The 18,453-nt window shown below is 70.4% G+C and carries 17 protein-coding genes and 1 tRNA gene; 8 read left to right on the top strand and 10 right to left on the bottom strand.

The window, feature by feature from the left end:
- The first annotated feature begins 29 nt into the window (after positions 1 to 29).
- Together AC6EI4_RS02345 and AC6EI4_RS02340 are read left to right on the top strand one after the other, a co-directional pair.
- On the top strand, positions 30 to 542 hold the full coding sequence (locus tag AC6EI4_RS02345; RefSeq protein ID WP_498420070.1) for a peptidylprolyl isomerase: 513 nt from the start codon (positions 30 to 32) through the stop codon (positions 540 to 542).
- Between the two features lie 122 nt (positions 543 to 664).
- On the top strand, positions 665 to 1,504 hold the full coding sequence (locus AC6EI4_RS02340; protein ID WP_498450453.1) for a rhomboid family intramembrane serine protease: 840 nt from the start codon (positions 665 to 667) through the stop codon (positions 1,502 to 1,504).
- A gap of 181 nt (positions 1,505 to 1,685) precedes the next feature.
- On the opposite strand, the gene AC6EI4_RS02335 is transcribed toward AC6EI4_RS02340, so the two are convergent.
- Entirely contained in the window at positions 1,686 to 2,147 is a 462-nt protein-coding gene (locus AC6EI4_RS02335) for a cell division protein CrgA (RefSeq protein WP_498420074.1), read from the bottom strand.
- A gap of 68 nt (positions 2,148 to 2,215) precedes the next feature.
- Here AC6EI4_RS02335 and AC6EI4_RS02330 point away from each other — a divergent pair, with 68 nt between their 5' ends.
- Positions 2,216 to 3,088 (top strand): DUF881 domain-containing protein, encoded by an 873-nt coding sequence (locus AC6EI4_RS02330; RefSeq protein ID WP_498450452.1) that lies wholly within the window; start codon positions 2,216 to 2,218, stop codon positions 3,086 to 3,088.
- Positions 3,089 to 3,151: 63 nt separating this feature from the next.
- On the opposite strand, the gene pknB is transcribed toward AC6EI4_RS02330, so the two are convergent.
- The 7 genes from pknB to AC6EI4_RS02295 are packed head-to-tail and all read right to left on the bottom strand — an operon-like array spanning position 3,152 to position 12,007.
- Positions 3,152 to 4,927 carry a Stk1 family PASTA domain-containing Ser/Thr kinase gene (pknB, locus tag AC6EI4_RS02325; protein ID WP_498450451.1) on the bottom strand — a complete coding sequence of 592 codons (1,776 nt, stop codon included), beginning with the start codon at positions 4,925 to 4,927 and terminating at the stop codon, positions 3,152 to 3,154.
- A gap of 13 nt (positions 4,928 to 4,940) precedes the next feature.
- Complete coding sequence (locus tag AC6EI4_RS02320) at positions 4,941 to 6,530, bottom strand: protein kinase domain-containing protein (RefSeq protein ID WP_498450450.1); 1,590 nt, start codon at positions 6,528 to 6,530, stop codon at positions 4,941 to 4,943.
- Positions 6,527 to 7,981, bottom strand: a complete 1,455-nt coding sequence (locus AC6EI4_RS02315) for a peptidoglycan D,D-transpeptidase FtsI family protein (RefSeq protein WP_498420080.1) — start codon at positions 7,979 to 7,981, stop codon at positions 6,527 to 6,529. The genes AC6EI4_RS02320 and AC6EI4_RS02315 overlap by 4 nt, the downstream gene beginning before the upstream one ends.
- Positions 7,978 to 9,363: an FtsW/RodA/SpoVE family cell cycle protein gene (locus AC6EI4_RS02310; protein ID WP_498450570.1), complete on the bottom strand. Its 1,386-nt coding sequence runs from the start codon at positions 9,361 to 9,363 to the stop codon at positions 7,978 to 7,980. Before AC6EI4_RS02310 ends, AC6EI4_RS02315 begins: the two co-directional genes overlap by 4 nt.
- An 11-nt stretch (positions 9,364 to 9,374) precedes the next feature.
- Complete coding sequence (locus tag AC6EI4_RS02305) at positions 9,375 to 10,790, bottom strand: PP2C family protein-serine/threonine phosphatase (protein WP_498450449.1); 1,416 nt, start codon at positions 10,788 to 10,790, stop codon at positions 9,375 to 9,377.
- Positions 10,791 to 10,797: 7 nt separating this feature from the next.
- Positions 10,798 to 11,277: an FHA domain-containing protein FhaB/FipA gene (locus AC6EI4_RS02300; protein WP_498420084.1), complete on the bottom strand. Its 480-nt coding sequence runs from the start codon at positions 11,275 to 11,277 to the stop codon at positions 10,798 to 10,800.
- Positions 11,270 to 12,007: an FHA domain-containing protein gene (locus tag AC6EI4_RS02295; protein ID WP_498420086.1), complete on the bottom strand. Its 738-nt coding sequence runs from the start codon at positions 12,005 to 12,007 to the stop codon at positions 11,270 to 11,272. The genes AC6EI4_RS02300 and AC6EI4_RS02295 overlap by 8 nt, the downstream gene beginning before the upstream one ends.
- Positions 12,008 to 12,279: 272 nt before the next feature.
- Here AC6EI4_RS02295 and AC6EI4_RS02290 point away from each other — a divergent pair.
- Positions 12,280 to 12,366 (top strand) — tRNA-Leu (locus tag AC6EI4_RS02290).
- A gap of 96 nt (positions 12,367 to 12,462) precedes the next feature.
- Here the strand turns inward: AC6EI4_RS02290 and AC6EI4_RS02285 are convergent.
- Positions 12,463 to 13,902 carry a hypothetical protein gene (locus AC6EI4_RS02285; RefSeq protein WP_498450448.1) on the bottom strand — a complete coding sequence of 480 codons (1,440 nt, stop codon included), beginning with the start codon at positions 13,900 to 13,902 and terminating at the stop codon, positions 12,463 to 12,465.
- A gap of 27 nt (positions 13,903 to 13,929) precedes the next feature.
- Here AC6EI4_RS02285 and AC6EI4_RS02280 point away from each other — a divergent pair, with 27 nt between their 5' ends.
- On the top strand, positions 13,930 to 14,088 hold the full coding sequence (locus AC6EI4_RS02280; RefSeq protein WP_498450569.1) for a helix-turn-helix domain-containing protein: 159 nt from the start codon (positions 13,930 to 13,932) through the stop codon (positions 14,086 to 14,088).
- A gap of 106 nt (positions 14,089 to 14,194) precedes the next feature.
- Here the strand turns inward: AC6EI4_RS02280 and AC6EI4_RS02275 are convergent, their stop codons facing one another.
- Positions 14,195 to 14,563: a nuclear transport factor 2 family protein gene (locus AC6EI4_RS02275; RefSeq protein WP_498450447.1), complete on the bottom strand. Its 369-nt coding sequence runs from the start codon at positions 14,561 to 14,563 to the stop codon at positions 14,195 to 14,197.
- Between the two features lie 481 nt (positions 14,564 to 15,044).
- Here AC6EI4_RS02275 and AC6EI4_RS02270 point away from each other — a divergent pair, with 481 nt between their 5' ends.
- From AC6EI4_RS02270 to AC6EI4_RS02260, 3 genes are read left to right on the top strand one after another with little or no spacing between them, the layout of a single operon-like run.
- Positions 15,045 to 15,698: a TetR/AcrR family transcriptional regulator gene (locus AC6EI4_RS02270; RefSeq protein WP_498450446.1), complete on the top strand. Its 654-nt coding sequence runs from the start codon at positions 15,045 to 15,047 to the stop codon at positions 15,696 to 15,698.
- Between the two features lie 26 nt (positions 15,699 to 15,724).
- Positions 15,725 to 17,254 (top strand): long-chain-fatty-acid--CoA ligase, encoded by a 1,530-nt coding sequence (locus AC6EI4_RS02265; RefSeq protein ID WP_498420090.1) that lies wholly within the window; start codon positions 15,725 to 15,727, stop codon positions 17,252 to 17,254.
- A complete protein-coding gene (locus tag AC6EI4_RS02260; protein WP_498420092.1) occupies positions 17,251 to 18,429 on the top strand; it encodes a hydroxymethylglutaryl-CoA reductase in 1,179 nt (392 codons plus the stop codon). The genes AC6EI4_RS02265 and AC6EI4_RS02260 overlap by 4 nt, the downstream gene beginning before the upstream one ends.
- The last annotated feature ends 24 nt before the right edge of the window (positions 18,430 to 18,453 follow it).

Here is an 18,453-nt window from a genome sequence, read left to right as displayed (position 1 = left end):
GCACCAATCGTCCATCGAGAGGCAGACATATGGCTGACCTGCAGGCCATCATCAAGACCAACCACGGTGACATCGTCATCAACCTCCTTCCGAACCACGCTCCGGAGACGGTCGACAACTTCGTCGGCCTCGCCGAGGGCACCAAGGACTACAAGGCCGACGGCGGCAAGACCGGCCCGTTCTACGACGGACTCGGCTTCCACCGCATCATCGCGGGCTTCATGCTCCAGGGCGGCTGCCCGCTGGGCACCGGCACCGGCGGCCCGGGCTACACGTTCAAGGACGAGCCGCACCCCGAGCTCGTCTTCGACAAGCCCTACCTGCTGGCGATGGCCAACGCGGGGCCGGGCACCAACGGCTCGCAGTTCTTCATCACCACCGGGACCGCTCCGTGGCTGAACTTCAAGCACACGATCTTCGGTGAGGTCGCCGACCAGGCGTCGCGCGACGTCGTCGACGCCATCGACAAGGTCAAGACCGACGGCCGTGACCGCCCGGTCGAGCCCGTCGTCATCGAGACGGTCCAGATCGTCCGCTCCTGAGCACGCCCCCGATGCCCGGCGAGCCGGCCCCCGCGGCCGGGGTTCCGACCTGCTATCGGCACCCCGACCGCGAGACCTACATCCGCTGCCAGCGGTGTGACCGTCCGATCTGTCCCGACTGCATGCGCGACGCGGCCGTGGGCTTCCAGTGCGTCGAGTGCGTGGCCGAGGGTGCGCGTACGACGCGCGCCGGGCGCGCGCCGTACGGCGGAAAGCGCTCGAGCAACCCCGCACTGACGTCGATCGTGCTGATCGTGACGAACGTGGGGATCTGGCTGGCGCTGCTGGGCACCGGGGGACAGGCCAGCTCGTGGTTCTACCGACTGGCGCTCTCGCCGGTCGGCACCTGCGAGTCCCGGCAGTCCCCCGAGGGCACCTACGCGCTGTTCTCGGAGTCCTCCTGCCTGACCCGCACGAACCCGCCGGGGGACGGGTTGTGGCTGCCGGGAGTGGCCGACGGGGCGCTGTGGCAGATGTTGACCAGCGCCTTCACCCACGTGGAGCCCATGCACCTGGGCTTCAACATGTTGGCGCTGTGGTTCCTCGGGCCGCAGCTGGAGCTGGCGATCGGGCGGGCGCGGTTCCTGGCGCTCTACCTGCTCTCGGCGCTCAGCGGGTCGGTGGCGGTGCTCTGGCTCGCTCCCGAGACCAGCACCACGCTGGGAGCCTCGGGAGCCATCTTCGGGCTGATGGGCGGGCTGCTGGTCGTGGCCCTGCGGGTCGGGGCCAACACGTCCTCCCTGCTGGGCTGGATCGGCATCAACGTCGTCATCACCGTGCTGGGCAGCCAGTTCATCTCCTGGCAGGGCCACCTCGGTGGCCTGGTCGGCGGGCTCCTCGTCGCCGCGATCATCGTCTACGCCCCGCGCAAGCACCGAACGCTGTGGCAGGGACTCGGGCTGGCAGCGCTGCTGCTGGCCCTGCTCGCGGCCACGGCGGTGCGGGTGGCCGGCCTCGGTTGAGCGGTCCGAAAGTTCTGCACAGCCTGTGGATAACCGGTGAATAACATCGCTGTAAGTTCTCCACAGGAGTTATCCCCAATGTGGAGAACCTCGCCGCACCGGGGAACGACGAAGGCCCGGACCACTCGGTCCGGGCCTTCGTCGCGTGCGGGTGCCGGGGGCACCGGATGCGGGGGAGGGGTCACTCCCAGCGGGTGGCGAAGGCGAAGCCCACCGCCATGAACCCGATGCCGACGACCAGGTTCCACTGGTCGAGGTCGTTGAGCACCCACACCTCGTCGAGCTTGGTGCCGCTGAACACGTAGAACGTGCAGATCCACAGCAGGCCGATCAGGAAGCAGCCGAGCATGCCGACCACCACGCCGCGGCCACGGCCCAGCGGGGTCGACGGATGGGCGGCGATCACCAGGCCGAGCATGATCAGCCCGAAGCCGATCAGGTAGTTCCACATCTCCAGGTCCGCCATGAACGCCGGCCCGCCGGGCTCGGCGTCGGAGAGCGGCGCCACCCGCACGGTCGAGTAGTAGACGGCGATCCAGGCGATGCCGAGCACCACCAGCAGCAGGGTGATCAGGAACCGGATCGAGAACACCTTCCCGGTCAGGGTCGGCTCGGTCGGTTGGTGGGCCTTCGGCTTGGACACCAGATCTCCTTGGCTACACGGGCGGGCTGACGGTGATACCTCACGCGCCGCGGGCTAGCGTAGTCGTCATGACCCCCGGTTCTCACGCAGACCACCCGGGCGTGCCCGACCCGGAGCAGACCGACCCGGGTACGCCGGAGGGTCGCGTCTCGCGGATCAAGCGGCTCTCGGCGCACGCGGTCTCCTCGCTGTCCCCGCGCGGGCGCGGTGGTCGAGGTGCCTGGGCGGTGGCCACCCCGCTGATCTTCGCGCTGAGTGGGGCGCTGTTCGTGGCCAGCGCCGAGAACAGCGGAGGCACCGACCTGCGCCCCGGGCGCTACGCCGACCTCGCCTCGCTGGTGAGCGCGGAGAGCCGGCAGGTGGAGAAGAAGCGCGACCGCGTGGCCCGGCTCAACAAGGAGATCGCGAAGCTGAGCCGGAGCATCGACGACACCACCGTGCGCCGCTACCGGGGCAGGATGGAGCGGCTCGAGGACCCCGCCGGCCTCGTCCCGCGTCGGGGCACCGGGGTCACCGTCACGCTCTCGGACGCGCCGGACACCGCCGCCGACGAGACCCCGGCCAACCTGCTGGTGGTGCATCAGCAGGACATCCAGGCGGTCGTCAACGCGATGTGGAAGGGCGGGGCTCGCGCCGTCACCATCGCCGGCCAGCGGGTCGTGTCCACCACCGGCATCAAGTGCGAGGGCAACTCGGTGCGCCTGCAGAGCGTGCCCTACCCCCAGCCGTTCGTGATCTCCGCGATCGGGGATCAGGGCGAAATCCTGGACTCACTGGCCGCGGACGAGGCCGTCAGCGTCTACCGCGAGCAGTCGCAGAACCCCGACATCGCGATCGGTTGGGACCTCGAGCTCGAGGACGATCTCGTCGCCCCGGCCTACGAAGGACTCGTCGACCTGCAGTACGCCGAGGCCCTGCCGGACACCGACACCGGCGCGTAGCCGCACCCGGCCCGACACCCCGCCCGGCACCTGGCTGGTGCGCGGGGTGGTCCGGGCCGCGGATCAGGGCGTCGTCGGCTCGGTGGTCGGGGGTGTCGTCGGCGGGATCTCGGTGGGCGACTCGCTGGGCGTGGGCGGCGTCGTCGGCTCCAGCTCGGGCTCGTAGGAGGAGACCACCAGCACCACGGTCGTCTCGGTGGTCGCGGACTCCCCACCCAGCGGCGTCTGCTCCAGGACGGTGCCCTTCTTCTTCTTGGTGTCGTCGCTCTTGAACACCTTGACCTTGGTGAAGCCGGCCTCCTCGATCAGCTGGGTGGCCTTGGCCACGCTCAGGCCGACGACGTCGGGGACCTCCTCGGGGCCATCGGAGTAGTAGACCGTGACGATGGTGTCCACGGCGACCGGGGTGCCGGGGGCGGGCTGGGTCTCGATCACCCGGCCGCGCTCGGCGTCGTCGTCGCGCTCGACCATCTTCACCTTGAGATCGGCGGCTTCCAGGGTCTCGGTGGCGGCGAGGCGCCCCTGGCCCAGGACGTAGGGCACCTCGACCTGCGGCTTGCCCAGGGAGACCGTGAACGACACCGAGGAGTCGGGGACGACGAACGAGCCGGCGCTGGGGTCCTGGTCGCTGACCTGGCCCTGCGGCACGTCGTCACTGGTCGCCTCCTCGATCTGGCCCACCCCGAGGCCCCGCTCACCGAGGGCTGCCCGGGCCTCGTCCTCGGTCATCGTGCTGAGGTCGGGGACCTGGACCGGCTCGGGTTCGGAGTCCATCAGGAAGAGCGCCGCGAAACCGCCGAGGATCACCAGCAGCAGCGCCACCAGCGCGATCAGCCAGCCGCGGTTGCCGTTGCGGCGGTCGTCACCCGAGCCCTGCACGGTGCCGTTGACCGACGAGTCCGAGGAGGGGCCCTCGAGCTGGTGGCTGGGCTCGGCGTCGACCGGCGGCGCCTGCACGGGCCGTCCGGCCAGGTAGCGCTCGATGTCGCTGCGCATCGCGGCAGCGCTCTGGTAGCGGTCCTCGACCCGCTTGGCCAGGGCCTTCATCACGATGGCGTCGATCTCGGGCGTCAGGTCGGCCTCGTAGTGGGACGGAGGCGTCGCCGGCTCGCGCACGTGCTGGTAGGCGACCGCGACCGGGCTGTCGCCGATGAACGGCGGGCGCCCGGTGAGCAGCTCGTAGAGCAGGCAGCCGGTGGAGTAGACGTCGGATCGGGAGTCGACGGTCTCGCCGCGGGCCTGCTCGGGGGAGAGGTACTGCGCGGTCCCGACGACGGCGGCCGTCTGGGTCATCGCCGAGGAGGCATCGGAGATAGCACGGGCGATACCGAAGTCCATCACCTTGATGTCGCCCGACGGGGTGAGCATGACGTTGCCGGGCTTGATGTCGCGGTGGATGATCCCGGCGCGGTGGGAGTAGTCCAGCGCGGACAGGACGCCGCTGGTGATCTCCAGGGCGCGCTCGGGCAGGATCTTGCGGCCCTCGCGCAGGATCTCGCGCAGGGTGTGTCCCGCGACGAACTCCATCACGATGTACGGCTGCGCGACGCCCTCGTGGCCGTTGGCGTCGGCCTGCGACCACTCCTCGCCGGTGTCGTAGACCGAGACGATGGCGGGGTGGTTCAGCGACGCCGAGGACTGCGCCTCGCGCCGGAACCGCGCCTGGAAGGTGGAGTCACTGGCCAGGTCGGTGCGCAGCCGCTTGACGGCCACCGTGCGGCCCAGCCGCCGATCGGTGCCCTTGCGGACCTCCGCCATCCCGCCGCGTCCGAGGAGCTCGCCGAGCTCGTAGCGTCCGCCGACCAGCGTCGGTCCCGGGGTGGACCCGTGGTTCGTCATCGGTGCTGCCCTCTCACCCTGCGCTCGGGCTCTGCGTCTGGGGGGTGGTCTGGTTCTCGGGACTCTGCGGCCTGGGGTCCGCAGACGTGGTGTCGTCCTCGCCGGGCTCGGTGCTGGCCGGGCGGCTCGGCTCCGTCGAGGAGGGCTCCGGCGACGGCTCCCGGGTCGGCTCCGTGGGCGTCGGCTCCTGCGTCGGCTCCGGGGTGGTCGGCTCCGGCTCCGGCTCGGGCTCCTCGCGGACCGGGCCCCAGAAGGTCACCGTGACGCGGTCGCCATCCTCGAGCATGCCGCTGGGGTTGACCCCCGCGACGAGGTCCTCACCCTGGTTGCCGGGGTTCGCGAGCTCCTCGGCGCGGACCGAGAGCCCGAGCCCCTCGAGCTCGGCGGTGACCGCGTCGACGTCGCGACCGATGTAGTCGTCCTCGTCGACCTCGATGCCGGCCTGCTGGCTCGGGGTCCGAGGCTCCGACGACCTGGGGGTCCTGGTCGGCTCGTCCGAGGGGGTGTCCCCGTCGTCGCCGCGCAAGGCAAGGAAGGCGACCACCGCGAGCACCAGGACGGCGGTGCCCAGCAGGACCCACAGCCACGGGGACCTCTTGGCTCGGTCGTCCTCGGCCGCCGGCTCGGTGGCCGGGTCCGTGTCCTGGGCCGGCAGCGCGCCGGTGGCCGGCATCACCCGGGTGGCGTCGGCCGGAGCGGCCGCCGGCGCGGCGAGCACCGTGGTGCGCTCGCCCGCGTCGGCCGCGGCCGCGGCGGCCGGGTCCCGGAAGGCGGCGGCGAGGCTGGCCCCGTCGGGGAAGCGGTCGGCCGGGTCCTTGGCCAGCGCCTTGCGTACGACGTAGGCGAGGTCGGCCGGGACGAACTCGGGCAGCTCCGGCACCGGCTCGCGCAGGTGGGCCAGCGCCGTGGTGACCGGGGTGTCCCCGGTGAACGGACGCCGCCCGGTGAGGCACTCGTAGGCCACCACGCCCAGGGAGTACACGTCGGAGGCCGGCGTCGCGGTCAAGCCGCGCGCCTGCTCCGGGGAGAGGTACTGCGGGGTGCCCATCACCTGGCCGGTCTGGGTGAGCGCCATCCCCTCGGTGGCCCGCGCGATCCCGAAGTCGGTGATCTTGAGGGTTCGGTCGGGGGTGACCAGCATGTTCGCCGGCTTCACGTCGCGGTGCACGATCCCGGCCGCGTGCGCGGCGCCGATCGCGTCGGCGGCCATCGCCATCAGGTCCTGGGTGGCGCGCGGGTCGAGCGGCGTACCCGGACGCAGCAGCGCGGAGAGCGGCTGCCCGTCGACCAGCTCCATCACCAGGTAGGGCCGCGGGACGCCCGAGCCGTCGAGGGAGCCGGCCTCGCCGAAGTCGTAGACCGCGGCGACGCCGGGGTGGTGCAGCGCCGCCGCGTGCCGGGCCTCGGTCTCGAAGCGCGAGCGGAACGTCGCGTCGTCGGCGTACTCGGCCTTGAGCAGCTTCACCGCGACCGCCCGGTCCAGCACGGTGTCGCGGGCCCGCCAGACCTCGCCCATGCCGCCGGTGGCGATGCGCGAGTCCAGCTGATAGCGGTGCGCGTCGTCGACGAAACGTCCGCTGGTCCCGGTCTCCGGTCCGCTCACTGGTCGATCACCGCCTCCATCACGGCCTTGGCGATCGGGCCGCCCAGCTGGCCGCCGGCGATCTCGGTCACCGAGGAGTCGAGGTCCTCGAGCATCACCGCCACCGCCACCTGGGGGTCGTCGGCCGGTGCGAACGAGACGAACCACGCGTAGGGGCGACACTCGTCGCAGCTCTCCGCGGTGCCGGTCTTGCCGCCCACGTCGACGTTGGAGATCGCGGCGGGGGAGGCGGTGCCGCCCGAGACGGTGGCGACCATCATCTTCTTCAGCTCGGTCGCGGTGGAGGGCTCCACCGCCTTGGAGAGCTGTTTGGGGTTCTTCTTGTTCAGGACCTCGAGGTCGGGGGAGAGGATCTCGTCGACCACGTAGGGCTTCATCACCACTCCGCCGTTGGCGATCCCGGCGGCCACCATCGCCATCTGCAGCGGCGTGGCCCGCACGTCCCACTGGCCGATCCCGGTGAGCGCGGTCTGGGCCGCGTCGCCGTTGTCGGGGTAGACGCTCTCCGACATCGGCAGGTCGTCGAGGTAGGTGCTGTTGAAGCCGAAGTCCTCGGCCTGCGCGCGCATCTTGTCCTTGCCGAGCTCGTCGGCGAGGGCGAGGAAGGTGGTGTTGCACGACTGCTGGAGTGCCTGGGTCATCGTGATCTTGTCGGTGCCGCAGGCACGGCCGCCGTTGCCGATCGTGGTCGAGGAGAGCGGAAGCCGGTAGCTGCTGCCCCCGGGCACGAGCGAGTCGGCGTCGTAGTTGCCGGTCTCCAGGGCGGCCGCGGCGGTGACCAGCTTGAACGTCGACCCGGGCGGCAGCGTGGTCTGGTTCGCCCGGTTGAGCAGCGGCTGGGACTCGGCCCCGTTGAGCCGGTCGTAGGTCTTGCTGACCGCGCTCAGGTCGTGGTTGGCGAGCTCGTTGGGGTCGTAGGTCGGCAGCGAGACCGAGGCGAGGATCTTGCCCGTGGAGGGCTCGAGCGCGACGACGGCGCCGCGGGTGTTGTCGCCGAGGGCGCTGAGCCCCTCGTAGGCGGCGTCCTGGGCCTGCCGGTCGAGGGTCAGCTGGACGCTGCCCCCCTCCGGCTCGGTGTTGCTGAGCAGGTCGACCAGGCGGGTCACGAACAGCCGCGAGTCGTCACCGGACAGCACGGCGTTCTCGCTGCGCTCGATGCCGGCCTGGCTGTAGAAGGAGAAGTAGCCGGTGGTGTGGGCGTACTTCGCCGGCTGGGGGTACTTGCGCTGGAACTGGTAGCTGTCCCGGGAGGGGACGCTCTCGGCGACCGGGTCGCGCCCGACGATGATCGCGCCGCGCTCGCGGGAGAACGCGGCCTCGACGACGCGGCGGTTGCGCGGGTCGTCGCCGAGCTCGCCGGCGCGGACGTACTGCAGCCAGGTCGCGTTGATGAGCAGGGCCCCGAAGAGCAGCAGGCAGAAGACGGCGATCGTGCGGATCGGCTTGTTCACCCGAGCTTCACCACCTGGGTGGCCTCGTCGTCGTGCTTGGTGAGGTCGACCGAGAGGTCGGGCACCGGGCGCCGGGCCTGGTCGGAGATGCGCAGCAGCAAAGCGATGATCACCCAGTTCGCGACCAGTGAGGAGCCGCCGTAGGAGAGGAAGGGGGTCGTCAGGCCGGTCAGCGGGATGAGCTTGGTGACGCCGCCGATGACCACGAAGACCTGCAGCGCGAAGACGCCGCCCAGGCCGGTGGCCAGCAGCTTGCCGAAGCCGTCGCGGCACACCAGCGCCGCGCGCAGGGCGCGCTCCACGATCAGGCCGTACATCAGGATCACGGCCATCACCCCGGTGAGCCCGAGCTCCTCGCCGATCGCGCCGATGATGAAGTCCGACTCCGCGTAGGGCACCCGGTCGGGGCTGCCCTCGCCGAAGCCGCGTCCGATCAGCCCGCCCCAGGCCATCCCGAACATCGACTCCACGATCTGGCCGCTGCCCGGCGACTGGTCGAAGTACTCCATCGGGTGCAGCCAGATGTTCACCCGGTTCTGCACGTGCCCGAACAGCGTGTACGCCGCGAACGCGCCGCTGGAGAACAGCAGCCCGCCGACGACCAGCCAGCCGGGGCGCTCGGTGGCGACGTAGAGCAGGATCAGGAAGAGGCCGAAGAACAGCAGGCTCGAGCCGAGGTCGCGCTGGAAGACCAGGATGGCGAGGCTGATCGCCCACATCGCCAGGATCGGCCCCAGGTCGCGACCGCGCGGCAGGTCGATGAAGACCAGTCGGCGCCCGGCCAGGGCCAGCGCGTCACGGTGCAGGACGAGGTAGCCGGCGAAGGCGATGACCAGCAGCACCTTGGCCACCTCGCCGGGCTGGAAGCTGAACGGGCCCAGGTGGATCCAGATCCGCGCGCCGTTCACGCTCTTGCCGATCAGCGGCAGCATCGGCAGCAGCAGCAGCACGATCGCGGAGAGCCCACAGGTGTAGGTGAAGCGCTGCAGGATCCGGTGGTCGCGCAGGAACACCAGGGTGAGCACGAACAGCACCACGCCCAGGGTCATCCAGATGAGCTGCTGGGGGGCGTTGCTCTTGTCCTCGGCCAGGTCGAGGCGGTGGATCACCGCGAGGCCGAGCCCGTTCAGGGCGGCGACCACCGGCAGCAGCACCGGGTCGGCGTACGGCGCGGTCAGGCGCACCACCACGTGGGCGGCGACGACCAGCGCGGCCAGCCACCCGCCGTACCCGATCAGGTCGGTGGGCACCGTGCCGTCCACCCCGAGACCGACCGCGGCGTAGCCGCCGATGCCGACCAGGAGCGCGAGCACCAGCAGGAAGAGCTCCGCGCCCCGGCGACGCCGGTGCGTGAAGCCCATCAGGGAGCCGGTCTGGGACATCTGCTGCACACTCACCCGAGCTCCGTGCCGGTCAGCGGCCTGCTCGTCTCGCTCGGCTCCGGGGTGGCGGAGTCGCTGGGTGTCGCGCTCGGCTCGGTGGTCTCGTCCTCGCTGGCGGGGTCACCCTGCTTCTCGGCGAAGTTGTCGACGATGCGCCGCGCGTCCTCGAGGTCGTCGGCGGAGATGCCCTCGCGGATCTGGTTGGCGTGGTAGCTGGAGAGCCGGTCGAGCTGGACGTCGGTGTCCTCGTAGGCGTGCGACAGCTCCAGACCGGGGATGTCCGCGTCCAGGCCGCGGTAGATCGCGACCACGCCGTCGTTCTCGGCGACGTAGTACTGCTGCTGGCTCCAGGTCCACGCCGCGGCGAGCACGATCCACAGCCCGCCGACGATGACCAGGCCCAGCAGGAGCCGCTTGAGCCACACGAAGCGCTGCGGCGGGCGCGGGGCGTAGCGCAGCTGCTCGGGGTCGAGCGGGTCGGAGGGGATCGCGTACTCGACGTCGGGGGGCAGGTCGGCCTCGACGGCCTCCAGCTCGCCGGTGTCGCCGGAGCGGTGACCGCGGAAGAGCCCGTGCCCGCGGCGCCGGGGCAGGTCCGCGGCGGCGCCGACCAGCAGCGGCTGCTGCTCCTCGGCCTCCTCGCCCTCGGCCGTGCCCACCGCGTCGGCCGGCACGACGTCGGCGACCACGCAGGTGACGTTGTCGGAGCTGCCGGCCTCCAGACTGGCGCGGACCAGCTCGACGGCGGCGTAGTCGGGGGTGCCGGTGCTGAGGATGTCGGTCAGCCGGGCGTCGTCGAGCACGCCGCTCGCACCGTCGCTGCACAGCAGCAGCCGGTCGCCGGCGGCCAGGTCGACGTGGAAGAGGTCGGGATCGGTCTCGTGCACCCCGTCGAGGGCCTTGAGGATCAGGTTGCGGTGCGGGTGCACCCGCGACTCGGCCTCGGTGATCCGGCCCTCGTCGATCAGGCTCTGGACGAAGGTGTGGTCCTTGGTGAGCTGGGACAGGGTGCCCTGGCGCAGCAGGTAGGCGCGGCTGTCGCCGACGTGGGCGATGCCGATCTGGTGACCGTCGAAGAGGGCGACGGTGGCGGTGGTGCTGGTGCCGTTGAGCGCCGGGTCCTCGTCGACGAGCTCGGCGATCCGGTCGTGCGCGCGGTGCAGCGCGCCGGCGACCAGACCGAGCAGCGCCTCGCCGGTGGCGCCCGGCGTCGGCGGCTCGTCGAGGCGGCGCAGCTGCTGGACGGCGGTGCTGGAGGCGACGTCGCCGCGGGCGGCACCGCCGACCCCGTCGCAGACGGTGAGCAGCCACGGGCCGGCGTAGCCGGAGTCCTGGTTGTCCTTGCGGACCCGCCCGACGTCGGAGAGCGCGGCGTACCTCAGCCGCAGCGTCGTCGCTGTGTCCGGCGTGGAATCGGTCGAGGTCATCGTCGCCTTACTTGCGCAGCTCGAGGATCGTCTTGCCGATCCGGACCTGGGTCCCGAGATTCAGCGTCGTGGGCTGGGTGATGCGGGCGCTGCCGATGTAGGTCCCGTTGGTCGACCCGAGGTCCTCCACGAACCACTGGTCGCCCGAGGCGGCGATCCGGGCGTGGCGGGTGGAGACGTAGTCGTCGTCGAGACGGATGGCGGCGTCGCTGCCGCGTCCGATCAGCACCGGAGCCTGGTCGAGGTCGGCGCGCTCACCGGCGTTGGCGCCCTCGACCACGAGGACGTGGGTCGGCGCGCCGCGCTTGCGGCTCGGCGGCTTGGCGGCCTTCTGGGACTTGCGCGCCGCGCGGTCCGCGGCCCGGTCGGCCTGCGGGACCCGGGCGCCGAACATGTCGGAGCGGATCACCGAGACCGCGGAGATCACGAAGATCCACAGGATCGCGAGGTAGGCGATGCGGACCAGGAAAAGGGTGACCTCAGACACCGCCGGCCTCCCCGGGCTCGCTCACGAAGCGGACGGTCATGGTGGTGTTGCCGATCTTCACGCGCGACCCGTCGTCGAGGGGGGATTGGGCGACCTTGGTGCCGTCGACGAGCATGCCGTTGGTCGAGCCGAGGTCGCGCACGGCGACCTGCGGCACGCCGCCGCGGCTCTCGCCGACGCGGAACTCGATGTGGCGCCGGCTGACCCCGGGGTCGTTGATCCGGATGTCGGCGTCGGTGCCGCGGCCCACCACGGCCCCCGGCGAGGGGATCGGGTGTCGGGTCCCGTTGATCTCCAGCACCGCCCGGGCGCGTCGTACGGCGCCGCCGCGGGCCGGGGCGGCCGGGTTGCTCGTCACCTTGGCCTGGGCGCGGCTGCGGATGCGGAACCGGCCGGTGGTGAGGTCCTCGGCCGCCTCGAACCCGATCGAGACCGGCCCGGGGAAGACATAGCCCTGCTGCTCGGCGTGCTCACGCAGGCTGCTGGTGAGCTCCTCGGCCATCGTGGTGTCATACGGCGCGAGCCGCTCGAGGTCGGTCGCGGAGAGCTCGACGTGGAAGTCGTTGGGCGCCAGGCGCCGGTCGCGGCTGAGGATCTGGGCGTTGTTGTCCACCTCGCGCTGCAGGGCCGCCGAGATCTCCACCGGCTGCACCGCGCTGCGGAAGGCCCGGGCGAAGACGCCGGAGATCATCTGCTCCAGCTTGTTCTCGAAGTCCTGGAGCTTGCTCACCGTCCGCCTCCTCTCGTCGTCTGCGTCCGGCGGGTGCCGGGTGGTGCTGCCCCGTCATACCCACTTTGGCGGTGCGTCAGACGCAGGACGAAGCGCCCCGGGTCGCCGGGACTCCGACGATGGTAGCGAGGTCGGCGGCGCGCGCGGGCTACCCGGCCCGCCGGACGCCTTCACCGCGGCCCCGCTCGCTCCCGGAGCCGAGCCGGTTCGGAGCCGATGGGGGGCGGGTTTGGCCATGTCGGTGAGGCTGGGATAACCTTCGGATGCTTCAAGCGCGAGTGGCGGAATAGGCAGACGCGCACGGTTCAGGTCCGTGTGTCCGAAAGGACGTGGGGGTTCAACTCCCCCCTCGCGCACCACGAGGTTCTTGCGAAACGTGGTCTCCACGTTTGCGAAACCTCAGAACGAAGTAGGGGCCGGTCACCCAGAGATGGGTGACCGGCCCTTTTCGTGTTCTAAGCGCCCTCGGCACCTTCTGCACGGGAATGTGAGACCTGATGAGGCGGCTGGAAGCGCTGTGGCGGTGCTCGTGGCCCTGTTCGGGGCAGGCTCCCGCCGAGGCGGGTGATGCGCGTGGAGTGCAATGTGGGGGTCAGGCGGGGATGGCGTATGGCGGTGCGTTCGCCAGGGGCCTGTGGACTTGCAGCCCGGTTGCCTTCTTCTTGGTGCGCGGCGTCGTTGTCGGTACGACGACGGGCTCGTTGCGCGTCTTGAGCCATGCGTTGATCTTGCGGAGGTGGCGGTGTGACCATGGCGGTCAGCAGGAGGGTCTGGAAGGCGTAGCCGCGCACGCGGCGGCGGGCGGGCTCTTCGAGGTCTTCCTCGGTGGGTGACTTGGTGTAGGAGTTGAACGTCTCGACGGTATTGCGTAGCCCGTACAGAGCACGCCATTCCTTGGACTGGAACGGCATGTCTTGGGCGTACTTGGCGGCGTTGTTGCGCGCTGAGCGGACCCCGCGTGGGCCGGTGACATCGGGTACGACTGGGATGGTGACGGAGTTCTTGTTCGTGCAGCACGTGTCGGGGTGTGCTGGCGGGCTCAGGACACGGGTCCTTGTCGTCGGCATCCCCAGCGAGGTCGGCGACGTGCTTGGTGCTGCGAGTTGGCAGTCGGCGGTTGCGCCGGGGCCACGTGCCGGGCACATGTAGGCGGTGTTCCCATCGGGGCCGGGCTTGTGCTTGGGCCGGAACGCGTCCTGGACGCGCTGGGCGATGCGCTGGTCGTAGGTGGCGTCGTCGATGCGCTTGGCCCGGTGGTCCTTGGTTGCGTCGATGAGCGGCCGAGGCATCGACGGGCAGTACCAGGACCCTTCGACGAGGATGGCTCCGCCGTATTCGGCTTGGATGCCGAGTTGGTCCTCGCGGTAGTCACCGATGAGCCGGTATCCGATTGCCCGCAAGGGCAACTGCAGTTTCTCGGCCTTGGGGTTCGGGAAGTAGGCGCGGTCGGAGAGGAACCAGCCGGTGGGGTGTCCACGGTGGACGAGGGAGTTGATGGCATCGAGCGCGTTCTCGGCGACCCGACCCGCAGGTTTGTCGATGCTGATGGCGAGGGTGAGGAGCGGGAACGTGGGGTCTTCTCCGGGCTTGTTGGCGACCATGGTGGCGAGGTGGGCCTCGTAGCCCCATTCAGACGTCGCGCTGCGCCGTCCGTTCTTGGCGGAGGTGTCCGCGTGGTCTTCTTCGTCGCGGTGGTACCAACCGGACTGGAACTCCGGGCTCATCCGGTCCTGGGCCGGGTCACGTTTGTCCTTGCTGCCCTTCTTCGGCGGCACCGGTGACCCCTTCTTGCCCCAAGTGCGAGCTACAAGTTCGGCAAGGACGCAGGAACCGACTGGCACCCAGCGAACACGCGCGACGAAGAGATCGAACTTGCCGCCGCCAAAATTCAGCACGACATCGTCCTCAGGACCCGGGTGAAGATGGTCCCCCGCAACCTCACCCAAGACGCCCTGAGCACGGCATCCGGAGTCAGCGATTCCGTCCTCGGCAAGGTCATCCGAGGAGACCGACCCCTGCTCCTCACCCACCTCGCCGCCCTCGAACGCGTCCTCGGGAATCTCCGCAACACCGGACCCTGACCGTCCTGCACCGCCCTCAACTCTCGCCACCCGGTCGGTAGACGCTTGGCCCCGGTATCAACTGAGTCGCAGGGGCCCCAACGGAAGGATCGAGGCGAGGGCCGGGTCAGTCTGGTCGCGCACCGACGGGAGGGGTCTGCGCCACGTCCGTCCAGACCTCGGTCATCTCCCTGATCTGCCCATCGCTAACGGTGATGAAGGTGGCTACCTCGAAGTGGACCAATTGGCCCTCGGCGTACACGGTGACATGACAGCGGGCAGCGGCTCGATCTTCCGAACCGACCAAGTCTTGGAGGACCAGGTGATCGAAATCGGGGTACTCGGCGTTGAGACGCACCCACGACTCGCGGTCGAACGTCTCACCCGTGTGCACGTATCGGCACACGAAGTCCTCATGGAGCAGCGACGACAGGTCTGTCCATCGGTGGGCGTCGATCAGATCACACAGACGAGTCAGCAAGGCGCGAGGATCCATGCTCGCATCTTCGCAGAAGCATGTGACAGGACATGCCCCCTCCGTGGTGACGCTTCCGGCGACGGGCGAGCGGTGCAGTCCGAGCACCGGGGCCAAGCGAAGGTCCGATCACGACGGATGTAGACGACGTGTCCGCCAGCGCGCAGGGTGGTCCACAGACTTGTGGGATTTTTGAACGCCATCCGCAGGATCAGCGTTTGGCGCGGCACGTGTTCTAGCAGGTCAGCGAGTTACGCAAACACCTCACCACACCACCACCGGGGTACATCCCCGAAACCCGAGGCCGGGACACCCAGAGATGGGGGTCCCGGCCTCGTGTCGTCTCATCACACAACGCGCCACCCGCCCTCCGGGCAGCCCTCGACGTTATTGCACTGCGAGTGCAATGAGTAGGGACTTTCGTCGTAGCGAGGACGCCACCCCGGCGAGACGATGAGCAGGACGGTCCGTGGTGGACCGGTCGGCGGCGGAGGGGGTGGAGATGGCGAAGGTGGCCGATCCGCACCCGGCAGAGGACGCGGCCCAGGCGGTGGACGGGCGCGCCGAGCGAAGCCGGCGCACGCGCGCCGCGATCGTGGCTGCGCATCTCGCGATGCTCGACGAGGGGCAGCTGCGGCCGACGGCCCAGCAGATCGCGGAGCGCTGCGGGGTGTCGGTGCGCACCCTGTGGATCCACTTCGCCGACATGGACAGCCTGTTCCAGGCCACCGCGCAGACCGTGCTCGAGGCCCAGCGGGCCGCGCACCACCCGATTCCCCCCGAGCTGGCCCTGGACCAGCGCATCGACAAGTTCTGCAAGCAGCGGGCACGCCTGCTCGAGCAGCTCTCGCCGTACGCCGGCGCCTCACAGCTGCGCGAGCCCGTCTCGCCCATGCTCCAGCGTTACCGCGCCCAGCACGTCCGGGGCGTGGCCCACGAGATCGAGACGCTCTTCGCGGGCGAGCTCGAACAGGCCGCCGCGGGCGGTCGCGATCACCAGGAGCTCGTCCACGCGCTGGCCGTCTCCACCACCTGGGGCAGCTGGAACGTGCTGCGCCAGCACCTCGGCCTGGGCGTCGTGCGCGCCCGCAAGGTCATGCACCTGAGTGTCAGCGCCCTGCTCACTGACGCTCTCCACCCCTCGGATGCCGCTTAGGGCGTCCAGTCCTCTCAGGAGCAGTCATGACACTCAACCTCGCCACCATCCTGCGCGAGTCCGCGAAGACCTATCCCGACAAGGCCGTGCTCGTCTTCGACGGCGGCCGGATCACCTACGCCGAGCTCGACGACCTCTCCGACCAGATGGCGCGCGGGCTGCGCGAGGCCGGATTCGGCCGCGGCGACAAGATCGGGATGCAGCTGCCCAACCTTCCCCAGTTCGTCATCTCCTACTTCGCGATCCTCAAGGCGGGCTGCGTCGCGGTGCCGATGAACGTGCTGCTCAAGGCGCCGGAGGTCGCCTACCAGCTCGGGAACAGCGACGCCGTCGGCTTCATCGTCTGGTCCGGGGTGGCGGCCGAGGGGGCGAAGGCCAGCGACGCCGTGGGCCTGCAGAGGATGTACGTCGTCGAGACGCCGGGCCTGCCCGCCGGCGGGGTGGGAATGCCCTACGAGGCGCTGTTCGCCGCCGACCCCTCGACGCCCGCGCCGTACGTGCAGTGCGACCCCGACGAGACCGCGGTCATCGTCTACACCTCCGGCACGACGGGCACCCCCAAGGGCGCCGAGCTCACCCACTTCCAGCTGCTGATGAACGCCGACACCCCCGGGCGCATCTTCGGCCTGCGCTCCGACGACGTCAGCCTGGTCGTGCTGCCGCTGTTCCACGTGTTCGGACTGTCCAGCCAGCTCAACGTCTCGGTGCGCTTCGGTGCGTCGATGACGCTGGTGACGCGGTTCGAGCCGGACAAGGTGGTCGAGGCGATCAAGCGGGACCAGGCCACCGTGTTCGTCGGCGTGCCGACCATGTACCTGGCGCTGCTGCACCAGCCGGGCGTGCGCGACGAGGACCTGGCCAGCCTGCGGGTGGGCATCTCCGGTGGCGCCTCGCTGCCGGCGGAGGTGCTCGACGCGTTCGAGTCGCGGTTCGGGATCTACATCCTGGAGGGCTACGGCCTCACCGAGACCGCGTCCACCACGACGTTCAACATCGGCGTCGACGACCGGCGGATCTACAGCGTCGGCAAGCCGATCTGGGGGGTCGACGTGGAGATCCGGGACGCCGAGGACCAGCCGCTGCCCCCGGGGGCGGAGAACGCCGGCGAGATCGTGGCCCGCGGCGTCAACGCCATGAAGGGCTACTACAACGACCCGGAGGCGACCGCCGAGGCGTTCACCGAGGGCTGGTTCCGCACCGGGGACATCGGCTACCTCGACAAGGACGGCTACGTGTTCATCGTCGACCGCAAGAAGGACCTGATCATCCGCGGCGGCTACAACGTCTATCCGCGGGAGATCGAGGAGGTGCTCTACACCCACCCCGGCGTCCTGGAGGCCGCCGTCATCGGCGTACCCGACGCGCGGCTCGGCGAGGAGGTCAAGGCGTTCATCACCCCGCACCCGGGCGTCCAGCTCACCGAGCAGGAGATCATCGACCACGTGCGCGAGCGGATGGCCGCCTACAAGTACCCCCGCTCGGTCGAGTTCCGCGCCGAGATGGAACACGGGCCGACCGGCAAGATCCTCAAGACCGCACTGCGCGGCTCGTCATGAGCGACACCCTGGCCACCCAGGTCCCCCGCCACCCCAGCGACGACCACACCGCCGAGCAGGCGGCCGTGCGTCGGGCCTTCGTCGAGGAGGCCACCGGCGCCCGGCTCGACCACGTCGGGAGGTTCTCCCTGGACCCGGCGACGCTGCCGGGCAACGTCGAGAACTTCACCGGCGTCGCGCAGGTGCCGATCGGGGTGGCCGGTCCGCTGCGGGTCCACGGCGAGCACGCCGAGGGCGACTTCTACGTGCCGCTGGCCACCACCGAGGGCACGCTGGTGGCCAGCTACAACCGCGGGATGCGGCTGCTGAGCGCGGCCGGGGGCGTGCGCGCGACCGTGGTCGACGACCGGATGCAGCGCGCCCCGGTGTTCGTGCTCGACGACGCGCTCCAGGCCCGCGAGTTGGGGGAGTGGATCGTCGAGCACCACCCCCAGATCGTGGCCGCCGCCGAGGCGACCACGCGCACGGGCCGGCTGCTGGACATCGAGCAGTACTCGGTCGGGCCGTTGCGCTACCTGCGCTTCAACTACTCCACCGGCGACGCCGCCGGGCAGAACCTCACCGGCAAGGCCACCCTGGCGGCCTGCGAGTGGATCCGCGACCAGCACCCCGGCCACCCGGAGTTCATCCTCTCGGGACAGATCGACACCGACAAGAAGCACTCGCAGATGAACCTGATGCGCACCCGCGGCAAGCGGGTGGTGGCCGAGGCGCGGATCCCCGGCCACCTGCTGCGCGAGCAGATGGGCGTCGACCCGCGGACCCTGTTCCGGGCCCGCCAGATCAGCCAGACCGGCGCGCTCCTGTCCGGGGCCGCGAACAACGGCGCCCACGCCGCCAACGGGCTGACCGCGCTGTTCATCGCCACCGGCCAGGACGTCGCCAACGTGGCGGAGTCCCACGCCGGCATCGTCTACACCCAGCTCCTCGACGACGACACCTACTACTGGTCGATCACGCTCCCGGCGCTGATCGTGGCGACGTACGGCGGGGGCACCGGGCTGGCCACCCAGCGCGAGGGGCTGGAGATGCTCGGCTGCTACGGCGCCGGCAAGGTGCGCAAGCTGGCCGAGATCTGCGCCGCGGTGGTGCTGGCCGGCGACGTCTCGCTGTCCTGCGCGGTGCTCGCCGGGGACTGGGTCAGCAGCCATGACCGGATGGGGCGCAACCGCTGAGCCGCCACCGCTGACCCGCCACAG

The sequence above is a fragment of the Nocardioides sp. Z43_10 genome (assembly GCF_059766615.1).
Note: the sequence above shows the minus strand (reverse complement) of the source record. Positions and strands in the feature narration are given on the sequence as shown.

What these genes read in the sequence shown, in the direction of transcription:
- AC6EI4_RS02270 (WP_498450446.1), top strand. Translation starts at nt 15,045, where the DNA reads ATGGCGAAGGTGGCCGATCCGCACCCGGCAGAGGACGCGGCCCAGGCG.
- pknB (WP_498450451.1), bottom strand. Translation starts at nt 4,927, where the DNA reads ATGACGAACCACGGGTCCACCCCGGGACCGACGCTGGTCGGCGGACGC.
- AC6EI4_RS02305 (WP_498450449.1), bottom strand. Translation starts at nt 10,790, where the DNA reads ATGACCTCGACCGATTCCACGCCGGACACAGCGACGACGCTGCGGCTG.
- AC6EI4_RS02330 (WP_498450452.1), top strand. Translation starts at nt 2,216, where the DNA reads ATGACCCCCGGTTCTCACGCAGACCACCCGGGCGTGCCCGACCCGGAG.
- AC6EI4_RS02275 (WP_498450447.1), bottom strand. Translation starts at nt 14,563, where the DNA reads ATGGATCCTCGCGCCTTGCTGACTCGTCTGTGTGATCTGATCGACGCC.
- AC6EI4_RS02310 (WP_498450570.1), bottom strand. Translation starts at nt 9,363, where the DNA reads ATGTCCCAGACCGGCTCCCTGATGGGCTTCACGCACCGGCGTCGCCGG.
- AC6EI4_RS02280 (WP_498450569.1), top strand. Translation starts at nt 13,930, where the DNA reads ATGGTCCCCCGCAACCTCACCCAAGACGCCCTGAGCACGGCATCCGGA.
- AC6EI4_RS02345 (WP_498420070.1), top strand. Translation starts at nt 30, where the DNA reads ATGGCTGACCTGCAGGCCATCATCAAGACCAACCACGGTGACATCGTC.
- AC6EI4_RS02340 (WP_498450453.1), top strand. Translation starts at nt 665, where the DNA reads ATGCGCGACGCGGCCGTGGGCTTCCAGTGCGTCGAGTGCGTGGCCGAG.
- AC6EI4_RS02265 (WP_498420090.1), top strand. Translation starts at nt 15,725, where the DNA reads ATGACACTCAACCTCGCCACCATCCTGCGCGAGTCCGCGAAGACCTAT.
- AC6EI4_RS02260 (WP_498420092.1), top strand. Translation starts at nt 17,251, where the DNA reads ATGAGCGACACCCTGGCCACCCAGGTCCCCCGCCACCCCAGCGACGAC.